The following is a 12,434-nucleotide window of genomic DNA, read 5'->3' as shown; positions in this document are numbered from 1 at the left end:
TTTATGACACCCACTCAGAGAGTTTTAGAAGCAATTGAAGAGATTAAAAAAGGTAGAATGATCATCATGTGTGATGATGAGGACAGAGAAAATGAAGGTGACCTTGTTTATGCTGCTGCATTTTCCACACCTGAACATGTAAACTTTATGGCTAAAGAGGCAAGAGGGCTTATATGTGTAGCTCTTAGTAAAGATACGGCAAACAGACTAGAATTAAATCCAATGGTTAGTTCAAATTCATCATCGTATGAGACTGCGTTTACGGTATCAGTTGATGCAAAAACTGCAGAAACTGGTATATCTGCTAAAGAGCGTGATGATACGATAAAGATACTCGCAAACCCGATATCACATGCAGATGAATTGGTAAGACCGGGGCACATTTTTCCGTTAATAGCTAAAGATGGCGGTACATTGGTTAGAACAGGTCATACAGAAGGAAGTGTAGATATTTGTCGTTTAGCAGGACTGCAAGAAGCAGGTGTTATTTGTGAGATCATTAAAGAAGACGGAACTATGGCAAGACGTGATGATCTGGATATATTCGGTGAGAAACACAACCTTAAAACTGTTTTCATATCTGATATAGTTGAATATCGTCTGGCAAATGAGAGACTTGTAAAAGAAACTAATGTTGAAGAAATTGAATTTTTCGACGTAAAAGTAAATAGACACACTTATGAAGACCATGATGGAATTGAACATACGGCTATTGTATTTTATAAGGCTGGAGAGCTTGCTAACGTACGTGTACACAATGTTGTACCTGATATAGACTTATTATTAAACCAGTCAAAGTATAAAAACCTCGTAAATTCAATAGAGTACCTTAAACAAAATAGCGGTGTACTTGTATTTATAAACAAAACTAACCACCAAGACAATGCTCATATGAAAGAGATTGGTACCGGAGCACAAATTATAAAAAGTTTGGGGATTTCTAAAATGAACCTTTTAAGCTCGTCAGCTCAAACTGACATTGTAGGTTTAGGCGGCTTTGGATTAGAAGTAAACGAAACTGTAGTGATATAAAAGAGCGTATATGCTGAACTTTTTTGAACGCTTGGAAGATGGTGAAAAAGTTAAAATTGAGGTTGAAAGCGAGATCGAGCGCTACAGAGATAACCCATGGCTTTTAAGCATCTTTTTGCATTTAGATAGTTCAGATACTAAAGCAGATAATTACCTTGAGTTTCTTCGTCTTAAAGGTTCACTGATCATATCTTTGGAAGATGAAGACAGAACAGGCTATATAGGTTCTAGAACTGTAAACGGCTGGACTGAATTTTATTTTTATTCAAAAAATAATGACGGTATAAAAGAACGTGGCGGAGATACTTTACAGTTTGAACCATATGATTATGAAAGTCATGTAGAAAAAGATTCAGAGTGGTCTTTTTATCATAGAAAACTGGAACCTACACCTGAAGAAGCTAAACAAATAGCTTTAAAAAAACAAAGAGCAAAAGAAATAAATACAGATGATTGAAAAATATATAAATATCAACGAGGATTTTAGTGTAGAGGTTGAACTAGACATAGATGAAGATGTTCAAACATATCCATGGCTTTTTTCACTTTTTATAGAATCAGAGTTAGAAGATAAAACAAAAGAAGAGATAATTGATATAGTTGAGAAAAAACCATTTGTAAAGTATGTGGGAATGCGTTTTATAGATGGTTGGAGCGAGCTTTATTTTTATTCTTTAAACTCTAAAAACATACAAAAAGATGTAAACTCATATCTGCAAAAAAACTCTTATAAGTTTGAAGGCGGTGTTGTTAAAGATACAAAGTGGGAATTTTATCAGGGAAATTTAGAACCAAGCGAATTAGAGTTTTTTATGATCGAGTCTCAAAAGATTGTAAATATGCTCACAGAAGAGGGTGATGATATAACAAAAGAGCGTGAAGTTGAGCACTATGTTATGTTTGATACTGCATCACAGATGCAGCGTTTTGTAGAGAATTCTAAAGAGTTTGGTTTTGAATTAAAAGATGAAATCAGTTCTGAAGAGTGCGAATATGGTGTAGCTATGAGTAGAGTTCATAATTTAGAGTATGCTACATTAAGTGAGAATATTAAGATATTAAGTGAACTTGCAAAAAAAGAGCATGGTTTTTATGAGTTATGGAGTACAACTTTAGCACAGGAGCAATAGATGCGTAAAATGTTTGCACTTGTCGGTGTTATAAACTATCTGATCGTTGTGTTTTTAAATGCATTTACTGATCTGGGTCATAAAATAATTATTCAAAATACTATATTTAAAGTTTATGATTCTAGTGAGCAGATAGTTCTAACTGCAATTATAAACGGTATGATACTTCTTCCTTTCATACTTGTTTTCTCGCCCTCAGCATATCTTTCAGATAGATTTGGCAAACATATTATTATGAAACACTCGGCAGCTTTTGCTGTTGTTATTACTATATTTATTACTTTTTCATATTATCAAGGCTGGTTTTTATTTGCCTTTATGATGACTTTTTTACTAGCTTTACAAAGTGCCATCTATTCACCTGCAAAATACGGTTATATAAAAGAATTGGTTGGGGATAAGTTTATCACTCAAGGTAATGGTGCAGTTCAAGCTGTAACTATAGTTGCAATACTTGGGGGAATTATATTCTATTCTGCTTTTTTTGAATCTATGGTCGGGGATAAATTTTCAACTAATGAAGATATACTAAAAGAGATCGCTCCACTTGGTTGGTTCTTAGTTTTAGGCTCAATAATAGAGTGGTATCTGGCATCTAAGCTACCTAATAAAATTCAAATATATAGTGAAAAAAGATTTGATATTTCAAAGTATATTAGGGGTGAATATCTATTTAAAAACTTTAGAATTTCAAAAAGAAAGCCTGAAATTTTTGAAGCGATCATAGCTTTGAGTTTATTATGGTCTATATCTCAAGTTATACTTGCAATATTTGGAGAGTATGCAAAAACTAATCTTGGTGTGACAAATGCTTTGGCTGTTCAAGGTGTTATGGCACTCGCAGGTCTTGGTATAGTTTTTGGCTCTTTTATAGTTTCTATTTTTTCAAAGTACTTCATTAATGTAGGATATATCATACTAGGTGCAGTAGGCATAACAATCATCATATTTATTATCCCATTTAGTACATCAATGAGTTTTAATGCTGTTGTGTTTTTATTTTTTGGAATTTTTAGCGCATTTATCATTGTTCCTCTCAATGCTTATATACAATACCTTGCGCCATCAGTACATCTTGGAACTATACTTGCGGGAAACAATTTTATTCAAAATATTTTTATGTTTACATTCTTAGCCCTTACAACTGTTTTTGCATATTTCGGAATGGATTCTGAGGCTTTATTTTACATAATGGGAGCAGTTGGAATAGGTTTGACCTACTTAGTATATAAACGTTATCTTATTATGGGTATATGGGCTATTTTTGTATTTTTGTTTTCTATTAGATACAAATTTGAATATAAAGGTTTAGACAATATACCTGAAAATCAGGGCGTATTGCTTCTTGGAAATCATGTTAGCTGGATAGATTGGTTGATTTTACAGGTGCCTATAAAAAAACGTATAAACTTTCTTATGGATAAAGATATCTACAACTATAAAATTTTAACTCCTATTTTAAAAAAAGCAGATGTAATACCTATATCTTCAAGCTCTGTTAAAGATGCACTAAAAGAGGCTTCTGAGAGATTGAAAAAATCAAAAGTAGTTGCCTTGTATCCAGAAGGTGAGATCTCTAAAGACAGTGAACTCTCAGAGTTCAAAAACGGCTATAAACTTATAAAAGGCGAAGATAACTATGTAGTTGTTCCATTTTTGATAGATGGTATGTTCGGTTCCATATTTTCAAAAAATAAAAATGACCAACACGGCAGCGTTTTTAGAAGAAGAGTTGTAAGTGTCGAGTTTGAAAAACCTATAATAAATAAGCTAGAAGCAAAAGAGCTTCAGGAGATTGTGCAAAATATTAAGAACAAAAGGGCTCAAATATAATATAAGCTATGGTAAAATAATACACTTAAATGCTTATGGAGAAAAACCTTAATGAAAAAAACTTTGATTATTGGTGCTGGCGGCGTAGGTCGTGTAGTGGTACACAAATGTGTACAAAATGCTGATGTCTTTGGTCAAATAATTTTAGCGTCTAGAACACAAGCTAGATGTGATGAGATAAAAAATGAACTGCCGAGTGCAGATATAAAAACTGCCAGTGTAGATGCAGATAGTGTAGATGAGCTTATTGCTTTAATAAATGAAGTTGAAGCTGATATTGTTATAAATGTAGCATTGCCTTACCAAGATTTAGCGATTATGGATGCGTGTATTGCAACTAAAACACCGTATCTTGACACTGCTAACTATGAACATCCTGATGAAGCAAAGTTTGAGTACAAGCTTCAGTGGGCAAGAGATGAAAAGTTTAAAGAAGCAGGTATAATGGGACTGCTTGGAAGCGGTTTTGATCCGGGTGTAACAAATGTGTTTTGTGCTTATGCGCAAAAGCACTATTTTGATACTATTGAGTATATTGATATTTTAGATTGTAATGCAGGTGATCATGGATATCCGTTTGCAACTAACTTTAATCCTGAGATAAATCTTCGTGAAGTGTCTGCAAATGGTCGTTATTGGGAAAACGGAGAGTGGATAGAAACAAAACCTATGGAAATTATGCAAGTTTGGGATTATCCTGAGGTTGGTCCAAAAGATTCATATCTACTTTACCATGAAGAGATGGAGTCTTTAGTTAAGCATATAAAAGGTCTTAAACGTATTAGATTTTTTATGACGTTTGGTCAAAGTTATTTAACACATATGCAGTGTTTAGAAAATGTTGGTATGCTTGGCATTAAAGAAGTTGAACATAAGGGACAAAAAATAATCCCTATAGAGTTTCTAAAAACACTTCTTCCTGATCCATCAACTCTTGGACCTCGTACTAAAGGTAAAACAAATATCGGTATTGTTGCTGAGGGTTTAAAAGACGGTGTTAGAAAAAAGATCTACATCTATCAAGTAAGTGATCATGAAAAATGTTATGCTGAGACAAACTCACAAGCAGTGTCATACACTACGGGTGTTCCAGCAATGATCGGTGCTAAACTTATGCTTGAAAATAAGTGGAATGGTACTGGTGTATTTAACATGGAAGAGTTTGATCCCGATATATTCATGGAAGAGTTAAATGTTCAAGGACTTCCTTGGCAAATTAAAGAGTTAGAGGTATAAGATGGACTATAAAAGTTTAGTAGATACAATTGAATCATTACCACCATTGTCAAATGCGGCAATTTTGATACAAAAGCTTTATGAAAATGGGGCGGCTGATGTTAATATCACTAAACTTGTTAAACTTATAGAATCTGATGCCGTATTAACAGCTAATATTTTGAAGATGATCAACTCGCCGTTGTATGGATTTACAAGGCAAATTGCATCTGTAGCTCAGGCCGTAACACTGTTTGGAACAGAGATGGTACACGGTTTAGTTCTTCATTATGCCATTAATGAGCGTATGAAAGCAAATACTGAGATGTTTGGAGTATCACCGTCGATATTTAACGATGTATGTCAGCTTCAAAGCTCGCTTATGATGCAGTGGTTTTCTAAAATAGATACGCGTCAAGCTCAGTTTTTAACTCCTCTTGCTCTTATTATGGAATCTGGTAAACTGGTGATGGCTAAAGAGATTATGAAAAACAACTCTGCTCAAAAATTTAAAGAGGGCTACAAGTCTGCAAAAGATACATTGGTTTATGAAGATTCTGTTTTTGGAACATCTTCGTACTTTGTATCAGGTATGCTGTTTGATCATTGGAATCTTGAACCGTTGTTTGTAGATATTTTAAAAGCATTAGATTATGAACCTGAATATAAAACAGACAAAATAGAGAGCTATACAGATACACTTGCTGTTATTAAAACTGCTGTAAATCCAAGAGATATATTAACTAAAGAATCTGTCTTAAAAGCAGCAAGACTAGTGCAGGATTTAGGTTATGATCCTGATTATTTTATAAGTGTTGCACTTAGAATTAAAAAAGCATATATACAAAATTTAAAAAATAGATGAAAACACCATATTATTTATGTGAAGAAGAGTTATTAGAAAAAAATTTAAAGCTTCTTGACTATGTACAAAAACAAAGCGGAGCAAAAATTATTTTAGCTCTAAAGGGTTTTGCAATGCACTCAACATTTGGCTTAGTGTCAAAGTATCTAAAAGGCTGTACTGCAAGTGGATTACATGAGGCAAGACTTGCTTACGAAGAGTTTAAAAAACACAATGATAAAGCAGAGGTACATACCTATTCACCTGCTTATAGTGAAGATGATATAAAAGAGATTGCTAAAATATCTGATCACATTGTATTTAACTCTCCAAGCCAGCTTTTTAAATATGCTAATCTGGTAAAGTCTATAAATCAAAATATCAGTTTATCTCTTAGAATAAATCCTGAAGTATCAGCATCACCAAAAGACATATACAACCCATGTGGATTATATAGCCGTTTAGGAACTACGCTTAAAAACTTTGATGAGAGTGTTTTAGAACATATTGATGGATTGAACTTCCATGCATTGTGTGAACAAGACGCAGATGCTCTAGAAGAGGTTCTTATTGCATTTGAAAAAAACTTTTCAAAATACTTTGCAAATCTAAAATATATAAATTTTGGAGGGGGACATCATATAACAAGAAAAGATTATGATGTTGAAAAGCTTATAAGATTAGTTAAATCTTTCAAAGAGCGTTACAATGTAGATGTGTATCTTGAACCTGGTGAAGCGGTAGGCTGGGAAGTTGGATATCTTGTAAGCTCTGTACTTGATACTTTTAACAACGGTATGAATGTAGCTATTCTTGATACGTCTGCTGAAGCACATATGCCTGATACTTTAGCTATGCCATATCGTGCAGAAGTTCGTGGAGCAGGTGAGGTGGGGGAGAAAAAATATACTTACCGTTTAGGTGGAAATACTTGTCTTGCAGGAGACATTATGGGTGATTACTCATTTGATGAGCCCCTAAAAGCAGGAGACAAGATTATATTTGAAGACCAGATACACTATACATTTGTTAAAAATACTACATTTAATGGTATTAAGCTTCCATCTTTAGTTCTTAAAAAGCTTGACGGGAGTGTAGAATTGGTAAAAGAGTTTGGATATGAGGATTATAGAGACAGGCTGTCATAATCCTTCTAATAAAATATACCACATCCTATCAACCTCTTTATCATTTAAAAACAGGCTGGATTTACTTTTATAGAGCTCTACAAGTGCATCTTGAGAAATTGGCAAAGTATGTGTACAATCTTTATGTGTAGGAAGAAATGCACGAATAAGAGATATATCTCCTTCTATCTCTTCATGACATAAAAAACACTCCATCTCTGTATGCAAACGACCTTCGTGTTCAAGAAGTTTAACATACGACTCAATTGCTACTCTTTTTGGATTTTGTTTATTCCAGTTTTTAGAAGCATTTTCAATTAGATCAAAATAAAAATCATCTATCTCATAAGCATCTTTTAGGTGTTTATAAAAAAGTCCTAAAAAGTTTTGCCAAAGACGAAGTTTCTCATAATCATTTATCCATTTAAAGCCTATATGGATAACATCTTTGAGTCTCTCAATAGATGATTTTGCCGAACCTTCTTTTTCATAATCTATTTTAAATCCAAGGTTTATAACACCGTGACGTGCCCCGTAAAATCTATAAAGAGTATCTAAAGAGTTTTTAGATATTATTGTTACTATTAAGTCTTCATCTTTAACTTTATTAAGATTTATTATGAAACCCTGCATGTCTTTGCTTCTTTAATTCTCATATTTTATTTTTATTTGAAAAATTTTAACAATATAATGCTTCTTTAAAGCTTTATTGGATATAATAAACCACCTTGTCTCTAAATAAACTAATTTTCTTTAAAAAAAGATTAAATTGACGAAAATTTAGTGGTAAATTTATAAATTTAGGAGTAAAAATGGTTGAATATCATGATTTATTGAGATCATTTAAAGATAACTGTGGTTTTGGTCTTGTTGCCAACATCAAAAATAAACCTTCAAGAAAGGTTTTAAATGATGCAGTTACAGCGCTAGAGCGTATGATGCACCGTGGTGCAGTTGCAGCAGATGGAAAAACAGGGGATGGTAGTGGACTTTTACTATCTATGCCGGAAGAATTTTTAAGAAAAGAAGCTGCAAGTAAATCGATAGAACTTCCAAAACAGTTTGCAGTTGCATCTGTATTTTCAAAAACAAAAGAAGAATTAGATACTTTAGAAGAAATTTGTGCAAATAACGATTTAAAAGTTGTATTATTAAGAGAGGTACCTGTAGATACAAATGCTTTAGGGGAACAAGCATTAGCATCACTTCCAAATATTACTCAGGTTTTTATTACTCCAAACTCAATTATGGCTACTGAGAGATTTGATGCGTTACTATATCTTTCTCGTAAAGAAACAGAACATAAATTAATTTCAAACAGAGATTTTTACATAGCATCAATGAGCTCAAAAGTTCTTTCATATAAAGGGCTTGTAATGCCTACTCATATCAAAGAGTTTTACAAAGACTTACAAGACGAGAGTTTTAAAATATCTTTTTCACTTTTTCACCAAAGATTCTCGACAAACACACTTCCAGAGTGGAGACTTGCACAACCTTTCCGTGCAGTTGCACACAATGGTGAGATCAACTCTGTAGAGGGTAACCGTATAAATGTAGAGATTAAGTCAGAAAGCATTAAAAGTGAAGTATTTACGGATGAGGAGATCAAAAGAATTCTTCCGATCCTTCAACCAAAATCTTCAGATTCGGCTTCAGCTGATAACTTTTTAGAATTTTTACTTGTAAACGGTATGGACTTTTTTAAAGCTGTGCGTGGTGTAATCCCTTCAGCTTGGCAAAATGCTCCACATATGGACCCTGAACTTCGTGCATTTTACGAGTATCACTCAACTGTTTTCGAAGCTTGGGATGGTCCTGCGGCATTCTCTGTAACTGATGGTCGTTATATTGGTTGTACACTAGATAGAAACGGTCTTCGTCCATCTAAATATATCATCACAAAAGACAATAACCTATTGATCGCTTCTGAGTACGGTGTTGTAGATATTGATGAAGATAACATTCAAGAGCGTGGTCGCCTGCAATCAGGTGAGATGCTTGGACTTGATTTAAAATACGGAAAAATTCTTAAAAATGACGATATCAATAACTATTTAAAATCATCAAACCCATATATGAAATGGTTAAATGAGCATATGATATATCTTCAAGAACATGTTGATGCTCAATACACTGCTTCATGTGAGTTCGAACCTGATGAGATAATTAATCGTCAAAGATATTTCAATATAACTCAAGAGGTTGTTGAACAGGTTATTGAACCTATGATCAAAGACGGTAAAGAAGCTGTCGGTTCTATGGGTGATGATACTCCTCTTGCAGCATTTTCAAATAAGCAGAGAAGTTTTACTGATTATTTCAAACAAAAATTTGCTCAAGTAACAAATCCGCCAATCGATCCGATTCGTGAAAAAGTTGTAATGAGTTTAAATACTGGTTTTGGTGAAGTTCACAACATTTTAGGAGAAATTCCTACACATGCTCACAGATTAAAAGCCATCTCACCTATTATTACTAGTGAAAAACTTGAAGTTCTAAAATCTTTTGGAGATAAAAAATCACCAAGATACCAGTCTTTTTATAATAATAAAACTTTCTCAACAGCATACAGTGGAGATTTAAAAGAATCTTTAGATGCACTTGCTGCTGAAGTTATAGAGTCTGTTAAAAACGACGGTGTTAGAATAGTTATTTTAGATGATAAAGAACTTTCAAGTGAAAAAGCTGTAATGCCTATGGCTATGGTAGTAGGACGTTTAAATTTTGCTTTACTTAAAGCTGGTATTAGACACCTTGTATCTATGATTGCTGTTACAGGTGAAGTTATTGATTCTCACTCTGCTGCAGTACTTATCGGTTATGGTGCGTCTGCTGTTTATCCTAATCTATTATTCTCAAGCGTAATTAAAAAGTTAGAAGAGTCTAAAGTTATAAATATGGAGTGTCACGATGCACTAAAAGCTGTTCACTCTGCTATAAACGGTGGATTAATGAAAATTATGTCTAAAATGGGTATTGCAACTATAGCTTCTTATAGAAATACAGGCCTTTTTGATGTAATGGGATTAAATAAAGAGATTGTTCAAGAGTGTTTTGAATCTTCAAATTGTGCTCTTAGCGGACTTGGTTATAAAGATATTGACGAGCGCATTAAAAAGTATCATAAAGATGCTTATGATCACTATGGTTTTAGTAACATATTTCCACTAAATATAGGTGGTTTTTATAAGTTCTATCATGGTGAAGAACATCATGATTTTGGACCTTCTGTAATACATGCTATTCATAAATGTGTAGATACTGGCAAGACTGAAGACTTTGAAGAGTTAAAATCAATTGTAAATAATCGTGGTCTAAAATTTATCCGTGATTTCTTTGATATAAAATCAGATAGAAAACCAATCTCTATTGATGAAGTTGAGCCTAAAGAAGAGATCTTTAAACGTTTTGCTTCAGCTGCAATGAGTCTTGGTTCAATCTCTCCGGAAGCTCACGAGACTATTGCTATTGCAATGAATAGAATCGGTGGTCAATCAAACTCAGGTGAGGGTGGTGAAGACGTAGCGCGTTTTGATACTGAGCGTAACTCTAAGATCAAACAAGTTGCATCTGGACGTTTTGGTGTAACTCCTGCATATTTAAGAAGTGCAGAAGAGATTCAGATTAAAGTAGCTCAAGGTGCTAAACCTGGAGAGGGTGGACAACTTCCTGGTCACAAAGTAACAGCATTAATCGGTAAGCTTCGTCATACTGTACCTGGTGTTACACTGATCTCGCCTCCACCACACCACGATATTTACTCTATCGAGGATTTAGCTCAGCTTATCTTTGATATGAAACAAGTAAATCCAAATGCTCGTGTAGCGGTTAAACTTGTTTCAACTATGGGTGTTGGTACTATTGCAGCAGGTGTTGCTAAAGCATATGCTGATAAGATCATTATCTCTGGTGGTGATGGTGGTACCGGTGCTGCTCCACTTACGTCTATTAAGTTTGCAGGTAACCCATGGGAACTTGGACTTAGTGAAGCTCACAATGCTCTTAAAGCTAATAATTTAAGAGGGCTTGTAGAGGTTCAAACAGATGGTGGTTTAAAAACTGGTCTTGATGTTATTAAAGCTGCACTTTTAGGTGCTGAATCTTATGCATTTGGTACTGGTGTACTTACAATTGTTGGTTGTAAAATGCTTCGTATATGTCACGTAAATAAATGTTCGGTTGGTGTTGCAACTCAAAATGAGAAACTTCGTGAAGAGTTCTTTAAAGGTCATGTAGATCAAGTTATCAATTACTTTACACTACTTGCTGAAGATGTGCGCTCAATCATGGCTGAACTTGGATTTAAAACTATGCAAGAGATGATCGGACGTAGTGATATCTTAAAAGTAAAAGATGATGAATTTGCTCAGAAATTTGATTTTTCATCTGTACTTCACCAAGAAGAGGGTGTAAATACATGTCAGCAAAAATTTAATCCTCCTTTTGATGACAACAAGTTTGAGCAAGATGTTCTTAAAGAGGCTATGACAGCTATTCAACATCCTGAACATCCGATCAAGATTCAAAGAGAGATTACAAACCTAAACAGAAGTTTCGGTGCAAGAATCAGTGGTGAGATAGCTCAGTATTATGGAGATGAAGGTTTAAAACCTGATACTATCAACATTAAACTTAACGGAATCGCAGGTCAAGCTCTAGGAGCATTCCTAATCAACGGTGTATCTATAGACTTAGATGGTGTTGCAAATGACTATATCTGTAAAGGTATGCACGGTGGTAAAGTGATCATCAGAAGTAAAAATGAGGGTGAAGAATTCTCAGCTGGTGGTAATACATGTCTATACGGTGCTACAGGCGGTAAGCTTTATATTTCAGGTGCAGTTGGTGAGCGTTTTGCGGTTCGTAACTCTGGTGCATTAGCGGTAGTTGAAGGTACTGGTGACAATGCTTGTGATTATATGACAGGTGGTGTAGTAGTTATCCTTGGTCGTACAGGTATTAACTTTGGTGCAGGTATGACAGGTGGTATCTCATTTGTATACGATCAAGACCACACATTTGTTGAAAATGTTAACCATGAGCTTGTTGAAGCTGTTCGTATCGATACAGATGAGGGAGATGAAGCTAGACATTATCTTAAAAAACTTCTAAAAGATTATCTTGTTGAAACTGGAAGTCAAAAAGCTAAAGAGTTACTTGATAACTTTAGAGTTGAAGTTAGAAACTTCTGGTTAATTAAACCTAAAAACTTAACAAAATTACCACTTAATATAGAGAAAGGAGACTAGT

The 12,434-nt window shown here is 34.1% G+C and carries 9 protein-coding genes; 8 read left to right on the top strand and 1 reads right to left on the bottom strand.

Annotated features, from left to right (window positions below; translation table 11 throughout):
* The first annotated feature begins 3 nt into the window (after window positions 1-3).
* The 7 genes from ABZA65_RS04780 to nspC are packed head-to-tail and all read left to right on the top strand — an operon-like array spanning window position 4 to window position 7,202.
* The gene (locus ABZA65_RS04780) at window positions 4-1,032 is read left to right on the top strand and encodes a bifunctional 3,4-dihydroxy-2-butanone 4-phosphate synthase/GTP cyclohydrolase II (protein ID WP_373071154.1); all 1,029 of its coding nucleotides are present in this window, start codon (window positions 4-6) and stop codon (window positions 1,030-1,032) included.
* Window positions 1,033-1,042: 10 nt separating this feature from the next.
* The gene (locus tag ABZA65_RS04775) at window positions 1,043-1,489 is read left to right on the top strand and encodes a DUF695 domain-containing protein (protein ID WP_373071152.1); all 447 of its coding nucleotides are present in this window, start codon (window positions 1,043-1,045) and stop codon (window positions 1,487-1,489) included.
* A complete protein-coding gene (locus ABZA65_RS04770; protein ID WP_373071150.1) occupies window positions 1,482-2,162 on the top strand; it encodes a DUF695 domain-containing protein in 681 nt (226 codons plus the stop codon). Before ABZA65_RS04775 ends, ABZA65_RS04770 begins: the two co-directional genes overlap by 8 nt.
* Window positions 2,163-3,995, top strand: a complete 1,833-nt coding sequence (locus ABZA65_RS04765) for an MFS transporter (RefSeq protein ID WP_373071148.1) — start codon at window positions 2,163-2,165, stop codon at window positions 3,993-3,995.
* Window positions 3,996-4,046: 51 nt separating this feature from the next.
* The gene (locus tag ABZA65_RS04760) at window positions 4,047-5,231 is read left to right on the top strand and encodes a saccharopine dehydrogenase family protein (RefSeq protein WP_373071146.1); all 1,185 of its coding nucleotides are present in this window, start codon (window positions 4,047-4,049) and stop codon (window positions 5,229-5,231) included.
* Window position 5,232: 1 nt separating this feature from the next.
* Window positions 5,233-6,075, top strand: a complete 843-nt coding sequence (locus ABZA65_RS04755; RefSeq protein ID WP_373071144.1) for an HDOD domain-containing protein — start codon at window positions 5,233-5,235, stop codon at window positions 6,073-6,075.
* Window positions 6,072-7,202, top strand: coding sequence for a carboxynorspermidine decarboxylase (gene nspC / locus ABZA65_RS04750; RefSeq protein ID WP_373071142.1), 1,131 nt, complete (start codon window positions 6,072-6,074; stop codon window positions 7,200-7,202). Before ABZA65_RS04755 ends, nspC begins: the two co-directional genes overlap by 4 nt.
* Here the strand turns inward: nspC and recO are convergent.
* Window positions 7,197-7,814 (bottom strand): recombination protein RecO, encoded by a 618-nt coding sequence (gene recO / locus ABZA65_RS04745; RefSeq protein ID WP_373071140.1) that lies wholly within the window; start codon window positions 7,812-7,814, stop codon window positions 7,197-7,199. The two genes, nspC and recO, sit on opposite strands and share 6 nt — an antisense overlap.
* 179 nt (window positions 7,815-7,993) lie before the next feature.
* Here recO and gltB point away from each other — a divergent pair, with 179 nt between their 5' ends.
* Window positions 7,994-12,433: a glutamate synthase large subunit gene (gene gltB, locus ABZA65_RS04740; protein ID WP_373071138.1), complete on the top strand. Its 4,440-nt coding sequence runs from the start codon at window positions 7,994-7,996 to the stop codon at window positions 12,431-12,433.
* The last annotated feature ends 1 nt before the right edge of the window (window position 12,434 follow it).

This window comes from Sulfurimonas sp. (assembly GCF_041583195.1).
GTDB lineage: Bacteria > Campylobacterota > Campylobacteria > Campylobacterales > Sulfurimonadaceae > Sulfurimonas.
This window is presented reverse-complemented; position numbering and strand designations above follow the sequence as displayed.